Raw genomic sequence first — 21,413 nt, 5'->3', positions numbered from 1 at the left:
GGCCATGTGCGCTGTACTGCCTATCGTCGCCGCAGCTATGTCGGTGGCCGGCGCCGTCATGCAAAGCCGGGCACAGCAGGAGGCCCAGGAGAAATCCCAGCGCGCCATGGAGGATGTCCAGGCCGCTGAAGCCGCCCGCCAGAAGCGGTATCAGGACAGCGCCCTCCAGACGTGGCAGGGGCAGTTGGACAAGATGGACCGCCCGCAGCAGGACCAGCTCACCGGCCAGAAGACGGACGAGCGGCAGGCGCTCTACGACAACGTCGTGCCAGCGTCCCGCGACTATAACGACCAAGCGTCCGAAGTTGGCGCGTCCTCGGAAGCTCCCAAGGTCATCCAGGACAGCAACGCCGCCACCTTGGCCCAGGCGCTGGGTGAAACCCGTAAGCAGCTCTCCGCCAAGGCGCGGCTGGGCGGCTTCGCGGACCGCACCTTCTCCAACGCCGAGATGCTCCAGAAGGGCGCCGGCGATGTGGGCATGTGGGGCAACTTCTCCAAGGGCTCGGCGGGTGTGGTGCCGGCTGAGATGCAGGCGGCGTCCCGTGCGGGCGGGAGCGGGCACTCGATGCTCGGCTCGCTGCTCTCGCTGGGCGGTATGGGCCTGGGCATGGCCGGCAGCGCGGGCGCGTTCGGCGGCGCCAGCGCCCTGGGCGGGGCCTCGTCCGGCACTGTGTCGGGCGCGGGGTCCGTGACCCCTGGCGTCGGGTCTGTCGGGTCTTTCGCTCCGTCCGGCGGCAACGTGCTCTCGACCAGCTACAGCCCGTACCTCTCGCGGGTGCCTCACCCCGGCTCGATCTACTAGGAGGCCCCGATGCCCTATTACCCCGGTGACAACACCGACTACCTCCAGATGCTGGGCGCGGGCTCCTCCCTGGCCAAGTCGCTCTTTGGCGACCCGGCGCAGATGGCGCGGCATGAGCTGTACCAGAAGCAGGGCGGCTACTACGAGGCCAACGCCTCCAAGGCCCGCCAGGAGACGGCGGACCTGCAAGAGGCCGCGAGCGTCAAGAGCGCCCTCCCTGGGATGATGACCGAGGGCTGGGCCAACGACCCGGCCACCCGGCAGCGTGTCATGTCGCACATGGTTCGCCTGGGCAAGGACTACCTCCCGCACATCGGGGGCGTCACGCAGTCCATCTACGGCGCCGGCGACCCGAGCGCGGTGAACCAGAGCGCCCTGGCGAACATGGTGGTCGCCAACGGCGGCGACTACGCCAAGACCCAGCTCGGCTTCACTGCGTCCGACGCCACCGAGCGGCGCGGGCAGGACATCAGCAGCGCGGACAGCCGGTACGGCTCGGACACGTCCGCCGCAGCGCAGCGTTACGGGTACGACAAGACGGACACCCGCGAGCGGTGGAAGTTCAACAACCCGAACTACGTCCAGACGAACAAGGACCAGACCACGACCTTCCGGCCCGATGTCGCACAGAACATGGGGCTGCCGGGAGTAGTGGTCCAGGGCGTGTCCGGCGCCGCCGACGGCAAGGTCAACGCGCCCGCCTGGACGGACAAGGAAGATCAGGCCCTGGAAGTCGGCATCGCCAAGGTGTTGGGCGGGCTCTCCGTGGACGCCAAGGGCAACCAGGGCATCGACCCCAACCTCCTTATGGCTATCCCTCCTGAGAAGATGGCGGTGGCCAAAGCCGAGGCAGCCAAGGTCTTCCAGACGACCAAGAACATGCAGTCCGCGACCGACGCCGCCGTGGCGTCGCTTGGGTACGCCCAGGGGTCCAAGTACACCCCGGCGGACGAGAGGTCGTGGCCCGCCAAGATTGTCCGCTCTCTTAGCCCCTTCGACATACTCAAGGACACCCCGGCGCAGATCACGCCCCCTGCCGCTGCCGCCCCGGTGAAGGCGCCCCAGCAGCCGGCGATCCCCCCGATGGCGTCCCGCGTCAAAGGGAAAGTCTACGACACCCCCAGAGGACCGATGACCTGGACTGGCACCGGTTGGGTTCCCGCCGCACCTGGAGCGTAATCAAATGGCTGAACTGAGCGACGCGGAAGTCTTTGGAGCCCCCCAGGAACTTTCGGACGCGGACGTATTCGGCGCTGCTCCGGCGGCCCCGTCCGGATATACCCCCGGCGAGGGTCTGGCCCGCGTCGGCAAGGCCGTGTGGTCCGGCCTCCAGCGCGGCGGTGCCGGTGTGACCCATAATCTGGCCAACGCCTCGGAGCTGCTGGACCGTGCGTATGGCGGCGGGGAAGTCGCGCCGGACAACGTCGTCACCAACTACCTCCGTGGCATGGAAGGCCGCTTCCAGCAGCGCGCCCAAGACATCATGCCGCAAGACCCCAACCTGCTGGAGAAGGTCTACGCCGGCATCGGTCAGGCGCCCGTCGATCTCGCCATGCTGGCGCCCGTCGTCTCTGTCATGGGCCCGGTGGCCGGCATGGGCGCCATGGGCGCGCTGGGCAAGGCCGACCAGGGCATCGTCCCCGCCATCGAGGGCGGCGTCGAAGGGTTGGCCGCCGGCAAGATCATGCACGGTCTTTCGCCTTACGCGATGCCGACCCGCGTGGGTGGCAACGCTGCCTTCGGCGGCGCCCAGGCTGCGGCGGACCCCAACGCCGACGCGACGGACATCGCTGCCAGCGCCATCCTGATGGGCGGCATGGGCGCCCCCGGCGGCGGCACTGTCCGGCTCCGTGACCGCAACGTGATGCCCCGCCGTCCGGAAACCCTCACCCCCGAGGAGACGGCCTACCTCTCCCGCATCCCGACCGATGCCGACACCCTCCAGGGCCGTGGCGTCGATCCGGCTGTCGTCGCCCAGAACCCCGGCATCGTCGAGAAGGCGGTAGTCGCTCTGGAGAGCGGCGACCCGCGTCTGGCCAACCGCTTGGCGAACCTGGGCGCCAACCGTCCGGAACAGCCTCTGATTTCGGACGCCGCTGCCACCCAGGCGACTCTGGACCAAAATCTCGGACTGGTCCGGAAGGGCCTGGGCGAGGACGCGGCCAAGGCGTTCCCCAAGCTGCGTCCGGAGCAGCAGGCCCGGATGCTGGAGAAGGCCAAGAGCAACATGCAGGCCCAGGCCCCCGGTGAGTATTCCCCGGAGGAGTTGGCCGCGTTCCGCGAGCAGGGCCTCCAGCCGCAGGCCCCGACGAACCCGGACGTGATCCCCGTTGCCCCTGCCACCCGGTTCGGGGACGCAACTGCCGGCACCGCCGACGCTGCCACGGCAGCCGCTGTCCGCGATCAGGCCCCCCGTGCTCTCCCGGCCCCTGGCCAGGAAAGCCGGCTGCCCATGTCGGACACCCAGGTCGCCCAGGCGCAGACCGAGATGAACGTGCGGCGCGGCGCCTCCGGCGAGCGTCCGGTTTACGTGGCTCCGTCCGGAGAGGCGGGGGCCCGTGGTCAGACCATCCCGGAGCAGACCGGGCTTGCCCTGCCTTCCCCGGAGAAGGCTTCGCGCCTGCCCATGACCGAGCAGCAGGTCGGCATCGCCCAGAAGCAGATGGAGACGCCCCGCGCTGTCCCGTCCGGCGAGGCCATGACCGGCTACGAAGACCTTGCCCCTCGCGTCCGCGAAGACGGCCAGCGCCACATCGGGGAAATCCAGGGCCGTATCGGGGAAGACCCCGTGGCCCTCGTCCGCGACCAGCTCGGCATGACCGAGAACGATTTGATCCGCATGTCTCCGGACGCCCGCGAGCGGGTGGTGGCGGCGGCCCAGCGCCAGCGCGGCGCCGAGCAACCCGGTGCCACGCTGCACACTGCGGACGCCGGGCTGTCCGGGCGGGAAGGGTTTACCCCCGAGGCCGGCGGGCAGCCGGGCGCCACCGGTGAAGGCCGGTACTCCCCGGCCACCAAGCCCGAGCCCGGACGCCCCGGCGCCTATCAGCCGACCGACACCCAGGTCGAGGGACGGCAGACCAGGGCCGGCGAGGGCCAGCCCCGCGCTGGCGCCTACGACCGCACCAGCACCGGCACCTCGGATCGTCCGTTCAAGATGGAGAGCACCGACGGCGCCAACCCGGCCCAGCAGGAGGCTTTCCGCCAGCGGGCCGAAGCCGAGGCCAAGGCCCAGCGCGCCGCGTCCGAAGAGGAACTGATCCGGCAGTGGAAGGCCCGCGAGGAAGCCGACCGCCGGACCCGCGAGCAGACGGGTCGCGGCGAGGACTTCGACGCCCGAAACAAATATGACGGCGCCAAGGCCAAGGGCACCTTCTCCAATAAGCCGGGCAAGCCGGATGCCGAAGGGCGCTACGCCACCGACGAGTTCGGCTTCGTGAAGTCCGAGAAGGGCGGCCCGGTGATCTTTGGCGACCAGAAGCAGGCGGCCAAGTGGATCATCAACGAGGGCCACAAGAAGTCCCCCGATCAGGTCTTCGAGGTGTCCAACCACCCGTCCGGCAAGGGCTTCACCGTGAAGGAGCGCGGGCGCACCGCCCAGGAGCCGCCGAAGACCGAGACGCCTGCCCCCGAGGCCCAGGCCCCGCAGCCCGGACCCGTCCGTGAGCTGGCGGGCCCGAAGCCCGAAGAGGTAAAGCCCGTCGAGCCGGCGCCCGCGCCGACCGTGGACCCCATGGCGGAAGTCAAAGCCGCCAAGGAGCGCGAGGCCGCCGCGCACGCCGAGACGGACCGGGTAATGGCCGAGCTGCAAGCCGAGCGCGAGAAGAACGCCAGTAACGCCGTTACCGAACCCGCCCCCGCCGGTAACACCGTTACCGAGCCCCAGCAGGGCGTCCCTGGCTGGAAGCCCAACCCTAACCTGCCGGCGCCGTCCGGGGAGCTGTCGTCCCGCAAGATCAACCCGGCAGCGGCCAGCGAGGCTTCGATCCTCAAGACGATGTCGGACAACGACTATCGCCGGACGCAGTCGCCCCTGACCAGAGAGCAGAAGGCGGCTGCCGAAGGCGCCCGGCAGGAGACGCTCAACCGATTTGAGGCGGCCAAAGCCGATGTCGCCGGGCGCTGGGAAAATAAGAACCAGCGGGCCCTGGACCTCGCCCTGGCCGGACGCGACTTTAAGGGTGGCGGGCTCGTCGCCTTTGAGCGCGGCTGGTCTGACGCGGTGAACGGAAAGCTGGACCCCGAGCGGACCGATACGACCAAGTCCTATCGGTACGACGGCAACTACTCCGCAGGTGTTCGCGCTGCCGAAAAGTTCCTGGCTGACAATCCGGCGCCTCCGGAGCTGGGCGGCCCCGTCAAAGTCCAAGGTGTCACTGCCAGAGGCAAGGGCGCGACCTACGAGATGCCCCCGACGGAGCGGGCGGTGGAGGGCGTCAAGAACAACGTCGCCAAGCTGCCTCTCGACCGCTTCTACTCCAACCCCGCTGACCCTGCCCTCATCAAGCAGATGCTGGTGGACCCCGCCATCAAGGCCGTCCGGAATTTCTTCCAGCGCGAACGGCAGGGCATCGAGCGCGGGCTGCGTGGCCTGCGGGCGGACCCGGCGGACCTCAAGTCCCCCAACCGTCTGAACCTGCGCGAGGCCCTGGCCAATAACGCCCGCTACTTCTTCGCCAGCAACCGGGCGCACTTCTACGCCATGGAGGCCCGCTACAAGGACATGCCCGCCGTCAAGGAGGCCGTCCGCCAGATGTCCGATCTTCTGGGCTCGGCGCCGGGTGAAGGCCGGCTGGTCCGTCAGGGCTACGACGAAGCCGTCGAGCAGCGTGGCCGTGGCATGATGTCCCGGATGCGGAATATCCTGGAGCAGCACCTGGACGACGTGCCTTTCCAGGATGCCGTCCGCGATGCCCTGGCCGGCGTCCGGACCCCCAGTGATCCTCGGGTGGCGCGGGTCGCCAACTCGATCCGCAAGCTGCTGGACGAGCAGCGCGACTTCGTCCAGAAGTCCGGCGTCGAGATCGGCAACCGCAAGGACTACTTCCCCCGCATCGTGGCGGAAGCCAAGGTGCTGGCCGATACCAAGGGCTTCCTGGCCAAGGCCGAAGAAGCATACCGTGAGAACGGACTGGACGCCGAGACGGCCCGGACCGCTGCCCGTGAATGGCTCGACCGGATCATGGGCATCGGCGCGGACGAGTTCGGCATGGGCCCGGCGTCCCGGCACACCAAGGGCCGTGAGCTGACCAGCCCCAAGACCGACGCCATCCTCAAGCCCTATTACGAGACGGATGTCGTTTCGGCGCTGACCAGCTACTTCCACCAGACCACCCGGCTGGCCGAGTTCACCACCCGGTTCGGGCGGAACGGCGAGAAGGCCAACGAGCTGTTCGACAAGATGCGCGAAGGCGGCATGAAGGCCCCCGATGTCTCCATGCTCCAGTCCGCGTGGGAAAGCTCCGTGGGCCGCGTCCGGACCTCCTGGCCGGATGCCATGCTCGGACTGAGCCAGTGGGCGTCCACCATGGCCAACGTGGCTCTGCTGCCTCGCGCAGTGCTCTCGTCCGTCATGGAGCCTCTCACCGCCGGCGTCCGCACTGGCAACGTCGGGGACGGGCTCCGGGCGTTCCACGACACCATCCGGTCCGTGCTCAAGTCCAAGGACATGCAGGACGCCCGAGAACTGGCCGAGGGCCTGGGGCTGGTCGGTGAGGCAGCGCAGCAGATGATCCTGTCGGCCCGTTGGGGCGCTGGCCTGTCGGACCGCCACGGCATCGTCGTCGGGAGCAAGAAGATCACCCCGTCCCGCGTCAACGCCATGTTCTTCGACAAGGTCGGTCTGGCTGCCCTGACCGAGCATCAGCGCGTCGCCTCAACCCGCATCGGCCAGGGCTATGTGGGATCGCTGCTTCGCAACCTGGAGCGGCCCGAGCGCAGCGCCTCTGCGAAGTCCATGCTGGCCGAGCTGGGGATCGCCCCCGAGGAGACGGCGTCCGTAAAGGCGTGGCTCGACAAGAGCCCGTCCAGCCATGAGATCATCACCAGCGACGCCCCCGAGGCCAAGATGTACCGGGCGGCCCTGGGTCGCTTCGTCGATGAAGTCGTCCAGCAGCCCAAGGCTTACGACAAGCCGATCATGGCCAACATTCCGGTCGCCCGGTTGATGTATGGCATCGCGTCGTTCAACTACGCCTTCTGGCGGAACGTGATGCTGGCGTCCGGCAAGAGAGGCATCCGCAATGTCGCCGGGAAGACTGGGCTGGGTGAGAAGCTCACCGGCGGGGAGCGGGTTTCCGGCGCCGCCGGGATCGCCGCCGCCTACGCGATCATGTCGATGGGGCAGGTCGCCATGTCCAATATCCGCGAGGGCGCGTTCAACCCCTCTGCGGATAAGGAGCGCCAGAAGGAACCCATCCGCAGCACGATGACGCACTTGGACCGGGCCGGCATGTTCGGCGCGGCGTCCCCCTACGTGAACTCGATCCTGTCCGTCCGCTATGAGCGCGATCTGGCCAATATGTTCCTGGGGCCGGGTCCGGGCTACTTCCTCCAGAACGCCCAGAAGCTCATCGGCCTGCTCCCCGAGCCCTACGGCAAGAACACGGGCAACACCAACACCGCCGAGTGGAACGCGGCCCAGGCCGGCTATCGCCTCGCCTCCCCGTTCGCGTCGGCGGCGCTGGCGGTCGTCCCTGGCGGCCCGGTGCTCAACACCCTGACCGGCGCTGCCATCATGGGCCTGTCGTCCCCCGAAGCCTCCACCCAGTTCGCCAACGCCGTGGCCGGCGAGAAGAGTAAAGGCAGGGGCGGGCCCAGCGGGGGCAAAGCGAGAACGTACACCCGGTAGGGCGACAGGGCGTTCTGGGTTTATACGCCCCGTTTTACGCCCGGTTCTTCGTTTGATCCGCCCGTCCGGTTCGTCCGGCACGGGCGGATTTCTTTTATGGATCAGTGGGTTATCCCATGCCCGTTGCGGTCGCCAGAGCCGACGGGCACAATGGTCGGACCAGTTTACCCGGGAGGTCCGATGTCCGCCATCTCCGCCGAACAGTTCAACGCTCTTCTGATGGAAAAGCTGCCCATGGCCCGCGATCTGGCCATCCGGGCCGAAAGCATCGGCAAGGGCAGCGCGCGCCTGATCATGCCGTTCGGCCCCCATCTCACCCGTCCCGTGGACGTGGTGTGCGGCCCGGCCCTGATGACCCTGGCCGACGTGGGGCTCTACGCCGCGGTGCTGTCGGCCATCGGCCAGCAGGAGATGGCGGTGACCAGCAATCTCAACATCAGCTTCCTGCGCAAGGCCGAACGCTGCGACATCATCGCCGAGGCCACCTTGCTGAAGCTGGGCCGCCGCCTCGCCATGGGCGCGGTGGAGCTGATCGCGGCGGGCAGCGACGAGCTGGTGGCCCACGTGACGGCCACCTACGCCATTCCTTAGACCATTGAGCGTCAAACGCGACGCTCAATGGCCTAAGGATTCATATTTGCCCCTCTGCCTTAGCGCTCGCCTCCGCGAGCTTGGCCGCGGCCTCAATGGCCGCTGGAGCAACCTCGCCCTGCATCAGAGCGCTCAGCCCTGGCGCTCGGCCAGGGTTTGCTCGATCTCACGGTCGTAGAAGCGCTCGACCAGCAGCTTCAGCACCAGGGTGACCAGGGCCAGCAGGGTCAGCACCGAGGCGGCGGCGAAGGCGCCCGAGCTTTCGTAATCGTGATAGAGCAGATCGATCTGCAAGGGCAGGGTCATGGTCTCGCCCCGCACCTGCCCCGACACCACCGAAACGGCGCCGAACTCGCCCAGGGAACGGGCGGCGCACAGGATGATGCCGTAATACAGCGCCCATTTGATGTTGGGCAGGGTGACGCGCAGGAAGATGGCCAGCCCCCCCGCCCCCAGCGTCAGGGCAGCTTCCTCGTCGTCGGTGCCCTGCAGTTGCATCAGGGGCAGCAATTCGCGGGCGATGAACGGGCTGGTGACGAACAGGGTGGCGATGACGATGCCCGGCAGGGCGAACATCACCTTGAGGTCGTACTCCTCCAGCCAGGGCCCCAGCAGCCCCGATCCGCCATAGACCATCAGGGCGGCGACGCCGGCGACGATGGGCGACACCGAGAACGGCGCCTCGACCAGGGCCACCAGCCACTTCTTGCCCTTGAAGCGGAACTTGGTGACCGTCCAGGCCACCGCCAGGCCGTAGACGGCGTTGATGGGCACCACGATGGCCAGCACCAGCAGCGAGAGGCCGATGGCGTGCAGGGTCTCGGGATGGCTGACCGCGCCCCACCACGCCGCCCAGCCCTTGGAGAAGGCCTGGGCGAAGATCACCGCCATGGGCACCATCAGGAAGCCGAGCGCCAGCAGCCCGGCCAGGCCGATCAGGACAAGGCGCCGCTTGCCGCCGGGTTGGCGGTGGGGCACGTGGTGGACGGCCATGGCGGGTATCATGGGTTCACCCCTTTGCCAGATAGCGCTGCTGCCAGGCCTGGATGCCGTTGGTCAGCAGCATGGTGATGAAGGCGAAGGCCAGCACCACGGTGGCGATGGCGGTGGCGGAGCCGAACTCGTACTCCTCCAGCTTGATGAAGATCAGCAGGGCGGCGATCTCGGTCTCGAAGGGGCGGTTGCCGGCGATGAAGATGATGGCGCCGAACTCGCCCAGGCAGCGGGCGAAGGCCAGCGACATGCCGGCCAGCAGCGAGGGCGCCAGGGTCGGCATGATCACCTTGAGGAAGACCTGCAGCTCGGACGCGCCCAGCGTGCGGGCGGCCTCCTCTGTCTCGGTCTCCAGTTCCTCGATCACCGGCTGCACGCTTCGCACCACGAAGGGCAGGCTGGTGAAGGCCATGGCGATGGCGATGCCCGGCTGGGCGTGGACCACCTTGAAGCCAAGGGGCTCGAGATACTGCCCCACCCAGCCGTTGGGCGCGAAGGCGGCGGCCAGGGCCAGGCCGGCCACGGCGGTGGGCATGGCGAAGGGAAGGTCGATCAGCGCATCCAGCAGGTTGCGCCCGGGAAACTGATAGCGGGCCAGCACCCAGGCGAACAGCAGCCCGGCCAGACCGTTGAACAGCACCGCCTCGGCCGCCGACAGCAGGGTGACCTGATAGGCCGCCAGGGCGCGCGGGCCGGTGGTGGCGGCGATGAAGGCCTCCAGGCTCATGCCCGCCGCCTTGACCAGCATGGCGCCCAGCGGCAGGAGAACGATCAGGCCGAGATAGGCCAGCGTCATTCCCATGGTCAAAGAAAAGCCGGGCAACAGCCTGCGGGCGCGCATCGAACCAACTCCGGAGGAACCAAACGGCAGGTCATCCCGCGCTCGCACGCGGGATGACGGCCTTTTTACCCGGCTAAAGCCGTTCGTGCATCACTTCTTGCCGAAGACCTGATCGAAGATGCCGCCTTCGGCGAAGTGGATCTTCTGGATGTTGTCCCAGCCGCCGAACAGCTCGGTGGTGTAGAGACGGACCTTGGGGAAGTCGCCGGCATGCCGGGCGGCCACCTTCTCCGAATGCACCCGGTAGAAGTTCTTGGCCAAAATCTCCTGCGCCTCGTCGGTGTAGAGGTAGTCGAGATAGGCCTTGGCGGTCTTGGCCGAGCCCTTCTTGGCCGCCACCTTGTCGACCACCGCCACCGGGAATTCCGCCAGGATGCTGACCGGCGGAATCACCGCCTGGACCTTGTCGGCGCCGAATTCCTTGATCACGCCGCCCACTTCGGCCTCGAAGGTGACCAGCACGTCGCCGGTGGCCCGCTCGACGAAGGTGGTGGTGGCGCCGCGCCCGCCGGTGTCGAACACCGGCACGTTGGCCACCAGCTTGCGGATGAACTCCTTGGCCTGCACCTGATCGCCCTTGTAGGTCTCCAGCGCGAAGGCGTAGGCGGCCAGATGGGTATAGCGGCCGTTGCCCGAGGTCTTCGGGTTGGGGAACACCACCTTGACGTCGGGGCGGACCAGATCGTCCCAGTTCTTGATGTTCTTGGGATTGCCCTTCCTGACCACGAAGGCCGGCAGCGAGTAATAGGGCGACGCGCCGTTGGGGAAGGCGGTCTGCCAGTCCTTGCGCACGAAGCCCCGGTCGGCCAGCACCTGCACGTCCGTCACCTGGTTGAAGGTCACCACGTCGGCGGGCAGGCCTTCCAGGATGGCGCGGGCCTGCTTGGAGGAACCGGCATGGCTCTGCTTGATCTCGATCGCCTTGCCGTCGGCGGCCTTGCCGGCCGGGGTGGCCTGGAAGGCGGGGTTGATCTGCTGGAACAGCTCGCGGGCGATGTCGTAGGACACGTTGAGCAGCTCGCCCGGCGCCTTGTCCTGGGCCAGGGCGCCGGCCGGGGCCAGGACCGGGGAAAGCGCCAGGGCCGTCAGCGCGGCCAGGGTGGAGAAACGAAAAGCCATGGGAAACTCCGTTCGGTCATCCTTGGGTTAAACAACGTCTAGCATGTGTTATTGATAATAAAAATACATATTTTTTACGTTGTTAATGGCCGTGCATAAACGACCCAACCAAAAGCAATGCGCCACCGCCGCCGCCAGACGCGCATTGACTCCAGGCACATCCTTAGGAATAAGCTAGAACCAGATACTTTAGAGGAAGCTCTGGCTTGGCGATCACACCGGAATCCGTTCTATCATCGATTGTACTTCTGACCGAACAGCGGAGTCAGAAGCATCTGGAAGATTGCCTGACCGCCACTTTGGCCGAGTTGGCCAACCTGCCGTTCTGCGGCATCTGCACGCCCATGCCCACCGCCAACGGCATCTTCGTCGACTGGGCCGCCATCCGAAGCCATGACGGCGCCAACCCGTCGGACGAATTGCAGGAGATCGGCACCGACCCCCTGCTGCTGGACTGCATGGCCATGGGCTGCGAGCGCAGCGAGACGCTGGCCGACGGCGGCATCCGCCGCGCCCATCCGGTGATCGACGACCGCGGCAAGGTCTGCGCCTTCCTGGTCACCCACACCGCCCCGGGCCAGGCCGAGCCCTCCGGCCTGATCAAGGGCTTCATCGCCATCTACCGCAACTACCTCACCATTCTGTGGGACGCGGCGCGCGACACCCTGACGGGGCTGAAGAACCGCAAGACCTTCGACGAGAATTTCAGCACCATCGTCGCCGAAAGCCGGCACATCGACGTGTCGTTCAACGGCAACCGGCGCGAAGCCCATCTGGACGGCCAGCACCACTGGCTGGGCATCATCGACATCGACCACTTCAAGCGGATCAACGACACCTACGGCCACATCTTCGGCGACGAGGTGCTGCTGCTGCTCTCGGCCCTGATGCGCAAGGCCTTCCGAGCCGAGGACAGGCTGTTCCGCTTCGGGGGAGAGGAATTCGTCGTCCTGCTGGCTCCCACCACCTTCCTGGCCGCCCAGGCGGTGTTCGAACGCTTCCGCGCCACGGTGGAGGCCTTCGCCTTCCCCGACGTGGGGCGCATCACCGTCAGCGTCGGATTTGTCCGCATCGATTGCGACGACAAGCCCTCCGTGGTCATAGGCAACGCCGACCGCGCGCTCTACTATGCCAAGGCGCACGGCCGCAATCAGGTCCACTCGTTCGAGCACCTTGTCGCCCAGGGGGATTTGCCGTTCGAATCCCCCTCTCTCGCCAAGGCCAAGCTATTCTGACTTGACTCTGCCGCCGGTATCAGTATGGTGCGCGCCTCAAGTTTTCATCACCAACGCTGTTCGGGATTTTCGCCATGGCTAAGCCTGCCACCATTCTCATCAAGCTGCTGAGCACCGCTGGGACGGGCTTCTTCTACGTGGCCAAGAAGAACCCCCGCAAGACCACCGAGAAGCTTGAATTCCGCAAGTACGATCCGGTCGTGCGCAAGCACGTCCAGTTCAAGGAAGCCAAGATCAAGTAGTGGAGCGCCGGCCTGCGGGCCGGATGCGACAGCAAGGATCAAAGGGCGTCCCAAGGGGACGCCCTTTTCGTTTGTCTTTTCGCCCACTCTGAGAGACCCGAATGGCAGAGCCAATGCGGGTTTCATCTGGTCATGGAACATGGATGGACTCGGATGCCGCTTCGCGGCCACGGATGATCACGGATAATGGAAATCCCCCATGGCCATCCTGGGGCGGGGTCGGGAAGGCGGCCGGAAACGAGAGCATTTCCGTGTTTATCCGCGAGCGGTGCGAAGCACCGCATCCGTGACATCCGTGTCTCATGACTCCACGTCCGCCGGTTCAAATTAAACCGGGCAGAAGTGGGAGACACCTCAGGGTGACGACGTGTCGCGGATTAAACAGGCGGCGCCCTATTCCAGGAAGCGCGCCACGGTCTGCAGGAAATTGGCCACCGAGATGGGCTTGGCGATATAGCCCTCGCAGCCGCCCTCGCGGATCTTTTCCTCGTCGCCATTCATGGCGAAGGCGGTGACGGCGATCACCGGAATGGCCTTCAGCTCGGCGTCGTTCTTCAGCATCTTGGTGATTTCCAGACCGGAAATCTCGGGAAGCTGGATGTCCATCAGGATCAGGTCGGGACGATGCTTGCGGGCGATGTCCATGGCCTCGCGGCCATCCTTGGTCTGGATGGTCTCGTAGCCGTTCGCCTGCAACAAGTCGTTGAACAACTTCATGTTCAAGTCGTTATCTTCGACGATCAGCACTGACTTGGCCATGACCTTCCCGTTTCCCCGCTCAGCCCGATGCGACCCCGATGGCGCAGGCTGCCCACGCAGAGGCATCATGGGCAATTCCCGTCGCCAAGTCAAATCCGAGCATGATCATCAGCTAACCATCCCGCCGGGACCAGCAGCAGCCAGGACAGAATGAAACCGACGCCCCCCAATGGGGTCAGCATGGGCACCGGCAAGGACAGGCCCAGCGCCTTCGCATAGAGCGATCCCGAGAACAGGACGATGCCGGCGACCATCAGGGCGGCGGCGGGCCGGAACAGCCGGCGGCCCTCGGCGCAGAAGCGCGCCAGCCCCAGCAGGGCCACCGCGTGCAGCAACTGGAACTGGCTGCCCAGCCCGACCCAGCGGGCGGCATCGCCATCCAGCCCGTGCGATCCCCAGGCCGCGAAGCCCACGGCCATGGCTCCGTTCAGCCCGGCCAGCATCAACCAGACACGCATGCTTTCGCCTCCTTGACCCGTCCGCCTCGCGGCACGAAATAATGGATGGAGTTTGACCGCCACGAGAAAATTTGGGAATGGGGGGATTTTGGAATGGCCGTTCCGCGCATGCTGATCGCCCTGGTTCTCGGCCTGGCCTTGCTGGCCGGCGAAAGCAGGGCGCAGGACGCCGCAAAGGTGATCCGCCTGCAGGGAGCCGCCCAGGCCCGGGACGGCGCCGCCACCCGCCCCCTGGCGGCCGGCGACCCGGTGCGGCCGGGAGAGACCTTGCGCACCGGCCCCGGCGCGCGCCTGCTGGTCCAGTTCAGCGACGGCATGGAGCTGACCTTGAGCGACGGGGCCGAGATGAAAATCGCCGCCTATGACTGGGCGCCGGAGCGCGCGGCGGGCAAGGCGGAGCTGGCCCTGGCCGAAGGTTCGTTCCTGCTCCAGACCGGCGCGGTGGGCAAGCTGCCCGACCATCCCCTGACGGTGAAGACGCCGCTGGCCTCGGTGGGGGTGCGCGGCACCCGCTTCTGGGGCGGGCCGCTGGACGCGCCCTTGAGCGTGCTGCTACTCGAGGGCCGCGTGGTGGTGAGTTCCGCCGCCGGCTCGGTGGAGCTGGGAACGCCCGGCGAAGGCACCTCGGTGACCGGGCCGGGCGAAACGCCCCGTCCGCCCTCCTTCTGGGGCGAGGAACGGATCAATCGCGCCTTCGCCACGGTCAGCTTCGGAAACTGATCCTTACCGGAACACCACCGTCTTCGAACCGTTGAGCAGCACCCGGTGCTCGGTGTGCCAACGGACCGCGCGGGCCAGCACCACGTTCTCGATGTCGCGGCCGATGGCCACCAGGTCGTCGGGGGTGTGGGTGTGGTCGACGCGCTCGACGCCCTGCTCGATGATGGGGCCCTCGTCCAGGTCGGGGGTGACGTAATGGGCGGTGGCGCCGATGATCTTCACGCCCCGGGAATGGGCCTGGTGGTAGGGCTTGGCCCCCTTGAAGCTGGGCAGGAACGAGTGGTGGATGTTGATGGCCTTGCCCTGCAGCCGGGTGCACATGTCGGTGGACAGGATCTGCATGTAGCGGGCCAGCACCACCAGTTCGGCGTCGGCGCGCTCGATCACCTCCATGACGCGGGTTTCCTGGGCGGCCTTGTCGTGCTTGTCCACCGCCATGTAGTGATAGGGAATGCCGTGCCATTCGACGATGGAGCGCATGTCCTGGTGGTTGGAGATCACCGCCGGTATCTCGATGGGCAGCGAACCGGTGTGGTAGCGGTGCAGAAGGTCGTTCAGGCAATGCCCGAACTTGGACACCAGGATCACCACCCGGGCCTTGCGGGTGGCGTCATGCAGCTTCCAGATCATCTGGAACTGGGCGGCCACCACGGTGAACAGCTTTTCCAGCTCGGGGATGGGCGGCGTCATGGCGCCGGCGCCGAACACGATGCGCATGAAGAAGCGCGACGACAGCGGATCGCCGTACTGGGCGGCCTCGGTGATGAAGCAGTCGTGCGTGCTGAGGAAACCCGATACCGCCGCGACGATTCCCACCGTGTCGGGACAGGTGATGGTCAGGACCCAGGTGGGTTTGTCGGCCATGGTCGATTTCCTCATTCAAACGGAGCAATGGGTTTAGCCGACCCCGCCCCGATGGGCAATCCCGCCCTTGCCTTTTCGCCGCAAATGGCCGAAGGTCCGGAGCAAGTTTTTCGCCCACGGAGCAGGCTCGATGATCACCGTTTACTACAAGTCGGGCAACGCCCAGTGGAAGTACGAGCTGGAAGATTCCGAGCACGACTACATCATCAAGAACGTGCTCGAGGACAAGCCCGACGTGAACGAGATGTTCGAGGATTCGCTGGAAATCCTGCGCGACATCTCGGCCATGGACGAAGACGAGATGGACGAGGACGACGAGATCGACCAGACCATCGCCGTGTCGTTCCTGTGGCACTACTTCAACAATCTGGTTGAAGACGGCGACCGCATCGAGGGTGACCTCGTCCTGATCGAGGACGAGGACGGCACCGGCGTCACCGTGCTGCCCGCCGCCGGCATCGAGGAAGAATAGGTCCGGCCGGCACCCCCGGCACGCGCAGCAAAAAGGCGTCTCGTGGAAGCGAGACGCCTTTTGTCATTAAGCCGCCAAAAAAATCATCCCACGGCCGTCATGGCCGGGCCTGACCCGGCCATCCACGCGGTTCCGCCGGAACACCTTTGAAACGACCGCTTGGCGGCGGTAATCGTGGATGCCCGGATCAAGTCCGGGCATGACGAGCTTCCGACGGTGAAGCGCCTCCCGCCGCAGGGACTGGATCAGCCCACTTCGCGACGGTAGATGTCGGCCAGTTCCTCGTCCATCTCGGGATCGACCAGGGCGGAGATGGCGGACAGCAGGCCCATCTCTTCCTTCTGGATGTGGAAGATCTCGCGCTCGACCAACTCGGCGCCGGCGTCCTTGAACTCGGTCCAGGTGGCGTCGGTGAAGCCGGCCTCGGCGGCGGCCACCGCCAGGTCGGCCACCTGCAGGGCCAGCGGCAGGATCGAGCGGTGCTCGTGGGTCAGCATGGTGACGATGCCGGTCTCGCCCTGCTCGACGAACACCTTGAACAGGTGGTTCTCCTCGAAGCCGAAATGGTTCTCCACCTCGGACTTGAGGATGCGGGCCAGCTGCTTGAGCTTGCGGGCCAGCAGCTCGTCCTTGGCGGGCGCCTTCTTGTTGGAGCCGAGCAGTTCGTCCAGCGACTGCAACGCCTCGATGGTGGTCATGTGGGCCTGATGCAGCAGGGCGCCGGTCTGGGTGTTCATGAAACGCTCATCCTTGTTGATTGGCCGCGGCGGCGGCGGCCATGTGGGCACGATACCGGCGCAACACCTCGATGGTGTAGACGCCGAAGGCGATGGCGCCGATCAGACCGGCCAGCAGGCCCAGCCGCATGGGCCAGACCCAGCCGCCGACGATGGCGACGGAAACCAGAACCAGGGCGGCCGCGTGGCAACCCAGGTGAATGTCCACCGGCAGTTTGGGCGACAGGTGCGACAGCAGCGCCGGCTTGCCCCCCAAGGCCGAGGAATGCATGGAGGCCAGGAATGGCATGATCCGCTGCAAGATCGCCGTGACGAAGGACAAGAGCCAGCCGAACACCAGGAGAAATCCCCACAGCTCGGCCCAGGGATCGAGCGGCGCGCCCAGCGCCGGGGCCAGGGCGGCCAGCAGGCTGGCGGGCAGCAGCGCCCAGGCGATCCACACCATGCGGAAGAACGGCTCCAGGCGCTTCTTCATGCGGGTCTTGAGGCTGGCCAGCATGCCGCGCAGATAGATGACGCAGGCCGCCAGCCCCAGCACGATGCCGAGCGCCGAGACCAGCCCCAACCCGGCCAGCGCGCCACCGGCGCCCAACGCCAGGCCCAGCGCCGACAGCAGCGCCGTCCGCTTGCCCACCGCGTCGGGCACGGCGGAGCCCAGCACGAACATGGGGATCAGCACGTAGGAGAAGCCCAGGGCCAGCATGCCCATGAAGCCGTATCCGGCCAGCACCGCGTGGGCGGCCGCCGCGGCGGTGTGATCGGGCAGGAACCCCTTGGTGAAGTCGATGATCAGCAGCAGCCCCAGGATGGCCAGGCCCACCAGCGACGCCACCGCCAGCCACGCATGGCGGGTGACGCCCGGCAGATCGTCCACCTTGCGCAGGTTGGTCCCCACCAGATACCCGAAGAGGCCCAGCCCGGCGACGGACAGGGTCGCGCCGGCATGCTGGGCCCAGGCGAAGGAATGGGCCAGTCCGGCGGCGAACAGCGCCACGCCGGGGGCGTAGAGGATGAACATCAGCTTGATGGCCCAGACGGGCCCCAGCGGGCGGCGCGTCGCCACCGGCAGCAACTGGATGGCGGCGCCCATGGCGGTCATGGCCAGGGTGCCCAGCGTGATCAGGTGCAGCGCGGCGAGAACCATGCCCTGGCCGCCGACGAAGCCCAGCGTGCCCTCGCTGCCCACCAGCAGCAGCACCCAGGCCAGCAGATGGAAGGCCGAAGCGGCCACGAAGAAGCGATAGGGGACGGACGGGGGCAGGAGGCGATCCTTCGCCCCCATCATGAAGCTGCCGGGGAACATCAGATCATCCGCTCCAGCCACAGCCTGACATTGACCACCTCGCTGGACACCCGCGCGATGCGCCAGCCGCGTTCGGCCAGCTCCGGAGCTAGAAAGTGGGGTTCGCGCTCGTGATGCACAACCACCGTCTCGTCCGGTCCGACGTTTTCGACCAGCCGCAGGATGGCCAGCATGGGATTGGGCGGGGCCAGCTTGCGCACGTCGATGTGCAGCCCGTCGTCTTCCCGCCAGCTCATGGCGCCCTCGGGCCCCACGTCCACTTCGGCGCCGCTTTCCCAGTCGGTGCCGCCGTCCAGGTGGAAGAAGACCCGCCAATGCCCCTCGTTCAGCTTGCGCCCGTAGGACGAGAATCCCCGCCCGGCCAGGATGCGCCGCAGCGGCGAGGGATTGAAGGGGGCGTCCACCACCAGGGAGCCGCCGAACTCGACGGTCGTGGCCGCCTCCATGACGGTGGCGAAAGGGTCGACGCCCTGGGCCAGCAGCGGCCGGACGTCCAGCGGCGCGGCGTCGAGCGCCAGGGACAGCCATTCCGGCGGCCCGCCAGCCTCGTTGATACCCGCACTTGCCACGTTACCGGCCATCATGAACACCTTCCGCAAGGATGATGCAAAGCTGCCCCGCCGCCCAAGGCGCCGCCTTGACGTTTGTTAAGCTGTGACTTTATGTGCGGAATGGCTGCACGCCCCGAAGGCCTGGGGCGAAAGATTTTCCCAAGTGTGACGGCTATTCCCCGCCGCCCTCGCGCACCATGCGGCGCAGCGCCTCGATATCGGTGATCTCCACCTCGCGGCCATGGGTCTCGACGCCATAGGCCTTGAGACGGTTGAGCGCGCGCGACAGGCTTTCCGGCGCGATGCCGATGCGGCTGGCCAGCACCGCCTTGGTCAGCGGCAGGCGCACCCTTCCGGCGGTGTCGGCCCCCGCCTTGGCGGCCAGCGCCAGCAGGAAGGTGGCGAGGCGCTGGCCCGGCGACTTGCTTTTCAGCTCGCTGATCTCGTGGGCCAGACGGAACTGCCACTGGGACAGGCCGCCCAGCAGCAACAGGCCCAGCGAGCGGTTGTCGGCCAACCGCTTCAGGAACAGCGGGGCGGGCACGTGCACCAGCTTCGAGCCGGCCATCACCTCGGCGTTCAGCGGGAAGATGCCGGACGAGAAGATGGCGGCCTCGGCGAAGGAGACGATGGGGTCGAACACCTCGATGATCGACTGGTCGCCGGTCTCGGTCAGGGCGAAGACGTTGACCCGGCCCTCCAGCAGCACGAAGAAGCGGTCGGCCTTGTCGCCCTGGTTGAACAGCAGCTCGGTCTCGGGATAGACGGCGGAATGGGCCCCGTCCATCAAGAGCGCCAGGTCGGCGGGCGACAGGCCGGCCAGCAGGGGGGCCTTGGCGACGAGGTTCAGTTCGGCGGGGCTGAGGGCCATGGCGTCAGATGCCTTCTTCTTCGGCGCAGAATTCGCGCAGGCGCGCCACGTCGGCGATCACCACCAGATTGTCGGGCAGGGATTCGACCCCGATGCGCCCCAGCTTGCCCAGCGCGCGCGACAGGCTTTCCGGCTTCATGCCCAACTGGTCGGCCACCAGCTTCTTGTCGTAGGGAAAGCGCAGCTCGGCCCTGCCGTCCTCGGCCTCGACCATGGTCAGCAGGAAGCTTCCCAGGCGCTGGGCGGTGGTCTTCAGCTTCAGCTCGGCGATCTGGCGGACCAGCATGCGCAGGCGGAAGCTCATGGTGGTCAGCATGTGCAGCGTGATGTCCAGACGCTCTTCCAGGCGGGCGCGGAAGGAATCGGCGGGAATGGCCAGCAGGGTCGCCCCGGTCAGCACCCGGGCGGTCATGATGTAGCGCCCCGGTCCGAACATGGCGGCGTCGCCCAGCACGGTGGCGCGCCGCGCCACCTCGACCACGCTCTTCTTGCCGTCCACGCCGAGCGACAGCTCCACATGGCCGTCCAGCACCACGTAGAAACGGCTGACCACCTCGCCTTCCCGGTAGAGCAGGTGCTCGTGCCCCAGGACCAGCAATTCGGCGCCGTCGAGAAGCTCGCGCACGTCCTTCTCGGCCAGGCCGGTGAACAGCGGCGCGAATTGCAGTTGCAGCAGCACCTCGCGGTCGAGCACCTGCGTCATGAATGGGTTCCCCATGTGACTCTGGTCAATCGGAGCGCACCGTACGCCGAAGCGCCGCCCCGTTCCAGCCCCTAAATGCCCCGCCTCTTGCCCGATGGCGGCGGGACCGCTAAGTATGCACTCGAGGGACATTCACATCCGGACATCATGACAGACAGCGCCAACCTTCCCATCGGCATCTTCGACTCGGGCGTCGGGGGGCTGACCGTGCTGAAGGCGGTGCGCGAACGCCTGCCCGGCGAATCGCTGATCTATCTGGGCGACACGGCCCGCCTGCCCTACGGCACCAAGAGCGCCCAGACCGTGGCGGCCTATGCCCTGGAAGCCACCCGCCGCCTGGTGTCCTACGGCATCAAGGCGCTGCTGGTGGCCGACAACACCTCGTCGGCCCATGCGCTGGACGCGCTGCGCGCCGCCTTTCCCGGCCTGCCGGTGATCGGCGTGGTCGAGCCGGGCGCGGCGGCCGCGGCCGCCGCCTCGGCACGGGGGCGCATCGTGGTCATCGCCACGGAAAGCGCCGTGCAGGCCGGGTCCTATCCCCGCGCCATCCTGCATTCGCGGCCCAACGCCCAGGTGACGCAACTGCCCTGTCCGCTGTTCGTCTCCATGGTCGAGGAAGGGCTGGTGGACGGCCCCATCGCCGAGCAGATCGCCCGCCACTACCTGGACCCGCTGTTTTCCGGTCCCGATGCCGCCGATTGCCTGCTGCTGGGCTGCACCCACTTTCCCGCCCTGGCGCCCCTGTTCCGCCGCCTGCTGGGGCGCGAGGTGGCGGTGGTGGATTCCGCCTCGACCACCGCCATGGTGCTGGAAGACCTGCTGTCGCTCCGCAACCTGAAAAGCGAGGGCGGCGAGGTCCGTATCCGCTATCTGGCCACCGACGCGCCCGAGCGCTTCGCCCGGGTGTCGAAGGTCTTCGTTCCCTGGGCGATCGGGGAAGCCGAGGTCGAGGCCATCGACCTGGGATAGAGCCCGCCTTTTTCCGATTTCGTCACCCCCGGGCCTGACCCGGGGGTCCACACGGCATGGATGGCCGGGTCAAGCCCGGCCATGACGGAAATGCGCCGCCAATCAGCCCCCGGCCACCTTCAGGGCGGCGCGGGCCTGGGCCAGACGGGCGTAGAGATCGTGGCAGAAGGCGGCCACCTCGGGGATCTTCTCCCAGCCGATAGGCAGTTCTTCGGACAGGTCGTGCAGGTCCATCTTGGCCTGGGTCGCCTGGGCGTTCAGCTTCTTGACCTCGGCCTTGAGGGCTTCGACGTCGCTCATGATGGAAAAACTCCGGTCAGAGGGGCGTGGCGG

General features: G+C 67.1%; 21 protein-coding genes. 9 read left to right on the top strand and 12 right to left on the bottom strand.

The window, feature by feature from the left end; all coding sequences use genetic code 11:
- The first annotated feature begins 4 nt into the window (after positions 1-4).
- From XM1_RS07985 to XM1_RS07970, 4 genes are all read left to right on the top strand, one after another.
- Positions 5-802, top strand: a complete 798-nt coding sequence (locus XM1_RS07985; RefSeq protein WP_068432402.1) for a hypothetical protein — start codon at positions 5-7, stop codon at positions 800-802.
- Positions 803-811: 9 nt separating this feature from the next.
- Entirely contained in the window at positions 812-1,981 is a 1,170-nt protein-coding gene (locus tag XM1_RS07980; protein ID WP_068432400.1) for a hypothetical protein, read from the top strand.
- A gap of 4 nt (positions 1,982-1,985) precedes the next feature.
- On the top strand, positions 1,986-7,652 hold the full coding sequence (locus XM1_RS07975) for a hypothetical protein (RefSeq protein ID WP_068432398.1): 5,667 nt from the start codon (positions 1,986-1,988) through the stop codon (positions 7,650-7,652).
- 180 nt (positions 7,653-7,832) lie between these two features.
- Entirely contained in the window at positions 7,833-8,243 is a 411-nt protein-coding gene (locus XM1_RS07970) for a PaaI family thioesterase (protein WP_068432395.1), read from the top strand.
- A gap of 132 nt (positions 8,244-8,375) precedes the next feature.
- Here XM1_RS07970 and cysW read toward each other — a convergent pair whose 3' ends face one another.
- The 3 genes from cysW to cysP all read right to left on the bottom strand — a co-directional run bounded on the left by cysW (position 8,376) and on the right by cysP (position 11,196).
- Entirely contained in the window at positions 8,376-9,248 is an 873-nt protein-coding gene (gene cysW / locus XM1_RS07965; RefSeq protein WP_068432392.1) for a sulfate ABC transporter permease subunit CysW, read from the bottom strand.
- Between the two features lie 4 nt (positions 9,249-9,252).
- Complete coding sequence (gene cysT / locus XM1_RS07960) at positions 9,253-10,077, bottom strand: sulfate ABC transporter permease subunit CysT (protein ID WP_068432390.1); 825 nt, start codon at positions 10,075-10,077, stop codon at positions 9,253-9,255.
- Between the two features lie 90 nt (positions 10,078-10,167).
- Positions 10,168-11,196 (bottom strand): thiosulfate ABC transporter substrate-binding protein CysP, encoded by a 1,029-nt coding sequence (gene cysP, locus XM1_RS07955; RefSeq protein WP_197603109.1) that lies wholly within the window; start codon positions 11,194-11,196, stop codon positions 10,168-10,170.
- A 206-nt stretch (positions 11,197-11,402) separates the two neighbouring features.
- On the opposite strand from cysP, the gene XM1_RS07950 reads away from it, so the two are divergent.
- Together XM1_RS07950 and rpmG are read left to right on the top strand one after the other, a co-directional pair.
- The gene (locus XM1_RS07950) at positions 11,403-12,431 is read left to right on the top strand and encodes a GGDEF domain-containing protein (protein WP_068432388.1); all 1,029 of its coding nucleotides are present in this window, start codon (positions 11,403-11,405) and stop codon (positions 12,429-12,431) included.
- Positions 12,432-12,505: 74 nt separating this feature from the next.
- On the top strand, positions 12,506-12,673 hold the full coding sequence (gene rpmG, locus XM1_RS07945; RefSeq protein ID WP_002725389.1) for a 50S ribosomal protein L33: 168 nt from the start codon (positions 12,506-12,508) through the stop codon (positions 12,671-12,673).
- 393 nt (positions 12,674-13,066) lie between these two features.
- Here the strand turns inward: rpmG and XM1_RS07940 are convergent, their stop codons facing one another.
- Positions 13,067-13,432, bottom strand: a complete 366-nt coding sequence (locus XM1_RS07940) for a response regulator (RefSeq protein WP_068432386.1) — start codon at positions 13,430-13,432, stop codon at positions 13,067-13,069.
- A gap of 89 nt (positions 13,433-13,521) precedes the next feature.
- A complete protein-coding gene (locus XM1_RS07935; RefSeq protein WP_068432384.1) occupies positions 13,522-13,890 on the bottom strand; it encodes a DUF423 domain-containing protein in 369 nt (122 codons plus the stop codon).
- 93 nt (positions 13,891-13,983) lie between these two features.
- On the opposite strand from XM1_RS07935, the gene XM1_RS07930 reads away from it, so the two are divergent.
- On the top strand, positions 13,984-14,610 hold the full coding sequence (locus XM1_RS07930; protein WP_068432381.1) for a FecR domain-containing protein: 627 nt from the start codon (positions 13,984-13,986) through the stop codon (positions 14,608-14,610).
- Between the two features lie 3 nt (positions 14,611-14,613).
- Here the strand turns inward: XM1_RS07930 and purU are convergent, their stop codons facing one another.
- The gene (gene purU / locus XM1_RS07925) at positions 14,614-15,474 is read right to left on the bottom strand and encodes a formyltetrahydrofolate deformylase (protein WP_068432375.1); all 861 of its coding nucleotides are present in this window, start codon (positions 15,472-15,474) and stop codon (positions 14,614-14,616) included.
- A gap of 130 nt (positions 15,475-15,604) precedes the next feature.
- On the opposite strand from purU, the gene XM1_RS07920 reads away from it, so the two are divergent.
- Entirely contained in the window at positions 15,605-15,946 is a 342-nt protein-coding gene (locus XM1_RS07920) for a hypothetical protein (RefSeq protein ID WP_068432370.1), read from the top strand.
- A gap of 245 nt (positions 15,947-16,191) precedes the next feature.
- Here the strand turns inward: XM1_RS07920 and XM1_RS07915 are convergent, their stop codons facing one another.
- From XM1_RS07915 to XM1_RS07895, 5 genes are all read right to left on the bottom strand, one after another.
- On the bottom strand, positions 16,192-16,683 hold the full coding sequence (locus XM1_RS07915) for a hemerythrin domain-containing protein (RefSeq protein ID WP_068432367.1): 492 nt from the start codon (positions 16,681-16,683) through the stop codon (positions 16,192-16,194).
- Positions 16,684-16,690: 7 nt separating this feature from the next.
- Positions 16,691-17,986 carry a hypothetical protein gene (locus XM1_RS07910; protein ID WP_068432364.1) on the bottom strand — a complete coding sequence of 432 codons (1,296 nt, stop codon included), beginning with the start codon at positions 17,984-17,986 and terminating at the stop codon, positions 16,691-16,693.
- On the bottom strand, positions 17,986-18,570 hold the full coding sequence (locus XM1_RS07905) for a DUF2249 domain-containing protein (RefSeq protein ID WP_231920729.1): 585 nt from the start codon (positions 18,568-18,570) through the stop codon (positions 17,986-17,988). The genes XM1_RS07910 and XM1_RS07905 overlap by 1 nt, the downstream gene beginning before the upstream one ends.
- A 139-nt stretch (positions 18,571-18,709) precedes the next feature.
- The gene (locus XM1_RS07900) at positions 18,710-19,408 is read right to left on the bottom strand and encodes a Crp/Fnr family transcriptional regulator (protein WP_068432360.1); all 699 of its coding nucleotides are present in this window, start codon (positions 19,406-19,408) and stop codon (positions 18,710-18,712) included.
- 4 nt (positions 19,409-19,412) lie between these two features.
- Positions 19,413-20,111: a cyclic nucleotide-binding domain-containing protein gene (locus XM1_RS07895; RefSeq protein ID WP_068432357.1), complete on the bottom strand. Its 699-nt coding sequence runs from the start codon at positions 20,109-20,111 to the stop codon at positions 19,413-19,415.
- A 147-nt stretch (positions 20,112-20,258) separates the two neighbouring features.
- On the opposite strand from XM1_RS07895, the gene murI reads away from it, so the two are divergent.
- Complete coding sequence (gene murI / locus XM1_RS07890) at positions 20,259-21,080, top strand: glutamate racemase (protein WP_068432352.1); 822 nt, start codon at positions 20,259-20,261, stop codon at positions 21,078-21,080.
- A gap of 102 nt (positions 21,081-21,182) precedes the next feature.
- Here the strand turns inward: murI and XM1_RS07885 are convergent, their stop codons facing one another.
- On the bottom strand, positions 21,183-21,380 hold the full coding sequence (locus tag XM1_RS07885; protein ID WP_068432350.1) for a CCE_0567 family metalloprotein: 198 nt from the start codon (positions 21,378-21,380) through the stop codon (positions 21,183-21,185).
- Positions 21,381-21,413 lie beyond the last annotated feature (33 nt).

The sequence above is a fragment of the Magnetospirillum sp. XM-1 genome, assembly GCF_001511835.1.
In the GTDB taxonomy this organism is placed as follows: domain Bacteria; phylum Pseudomonadota; class Alphaproteobacteria; order Rhodospirillales; family Magnetospirillaceae; genus Phaeospirillum.
This window is presented reverse-complemented; position numbering and strand designations above follow the sequence as displayed.

Excerpts from the sequence above, each read along its gene's own strand:
- XM1_RS07985 (WP_068432402.1), top strand. The coding sequence starts at position 5 with ATGTGCGCTGTACTGCCTATCGTCGCCGCAGCTATGTCGGTGGCCGGC.
- XM1_RS07915 (WP_068432367.1), bottom strand. The coding sequence starts at position 16,683 with ATGAACACCCAGACCGGCGCCCTGCTGCATCAGGCCCACATGACCACC.
- XM1_RS07975 (WP_068432398.1), top strand. The coding sequence starts at position 1,986 with ATGGCTGAACTGAGCGACGCGGAAGTCTTTGGAGCCCCCCAGGAACTT.
- XM1_RS07970 (WP_068432395.1), top strand. The coding sequence starts at position 7,833 with ATGTCCGCCATCTCCGCCGAACAGTTCAACGCTCTTCTGATGGAAAAG.
- XM1_RS07900 (WP_068432360.1), bottom strand. The coding sequence starts at position 19,408 with ATGGCCCTCAGCCCCGCCGAACTGAACCTCGTCGCCAAGGCCCCCCTG.
- XM1_RS07905 (WP_231920729.1), bottom strand. The coding sequence starts at position 18,570 with ATGATGGCCGGTAACGTGGCAAGTGCGGGTATCAACGAGGCTGGCGGG.
- rpmG (WP_002725389.1), top strand. The coding sequence starts at position 12,506 with ATGGCTAAGCCTGCCACCATTCTCATCAAGCTGCTGAGCACCGCTGGG.
- cysT (WP_068432390.1), bottom strand. The coding sequence starts at position 10,077 with ATGCGCGCCCGCAGGCTGTTGCCCGGCTTTTCTTTGACCATGGGAATG.
- purU (WP_068432375.1), bottom strand. The coding sequence starts at position 15,474 with ATGGCCGACAAACCCACCTGGGTCCTGACCATCACCTGTCCCGACACG.
- XM1_RS07935 (WP_068432384.1), bottom strand. The coding sequence starts at position 13,890 with ATGCGTGTCTGGTTGATGCTGGCCGGGCTGAACGGAGCCATGGCCGTG.
- murI (WP_068432352.1), top strand. The coding sequence starts at position 20,259 with ATGACAGACAGCGCCAACCTTCCCATCGGCATCTTCGACTCGGGCGTC.
- cysW (WP_068432392.1), bottom strand. The coding sequence starts at position 9,248 with ATGATACCCGCCATGGCCGTCCACCACGTGCCCCACCGCCAACCCGGC.
- XM1_RS07940 (WP_068432386.1), bottom strand. The coding sequence starts at position 13,432 with ATGGCCAAGTCAGTGCTGATCGTCGAAGATAACGACTTGAACATGAAG.
- cysP (WP_197603109.1), bottom strand. The coding sequence starts at position 11,196 with ATGGCTTTTCGTTTCTCCACCCTGGCCGCGCTGACGGCCCTGGCGCTT.
- XM1_RS07910 (WP_068432364.1), bottom strand. The coding sequence starts at position 17,986 with ATGTTCCCCGGCAGCTTCATGATGGGGGCGAAGGATCGCCTCCTGCCC.
- XM1_RS07895 (WP_068432357.1), bottom strand. The coding sequence starts at position 20,111 with ATGACGCAGGTGCTCGACCGCGAGGTGCTGCTGCAACTGCAATTCGCG.
- XM1_RS07920 (WP_068432370.1), top strand. The coding sequence starts at position 15,605 with ATGATCACCGTTTACTACAAGTCGGGCAACGCCCAGTGGAAGTACGAG.
- XM1_RS07980 (WP_068432400.1), top strand. The coding sequence starts at position 812 with ATGCCCTATTACCCCGGTGACAACACCGACTACCTCCAGATGCTGGGC.
- XM1_RS07885 (WP_068432350.1), bottom strand. The coding sequence starts at position 21,380 with ATGAGCGACGTCGAAGCCCTCAAGGCCGAGGTCAAGAAGCTGAACGCC.
- XM1_RS07930 (WP_068432381.1), top strand. The coding sequence starts at position 13,984 with ATGGCCGTTCCGCGCATGCTGATCGCCCTGGTTCTCGGCCTGGCCTTG.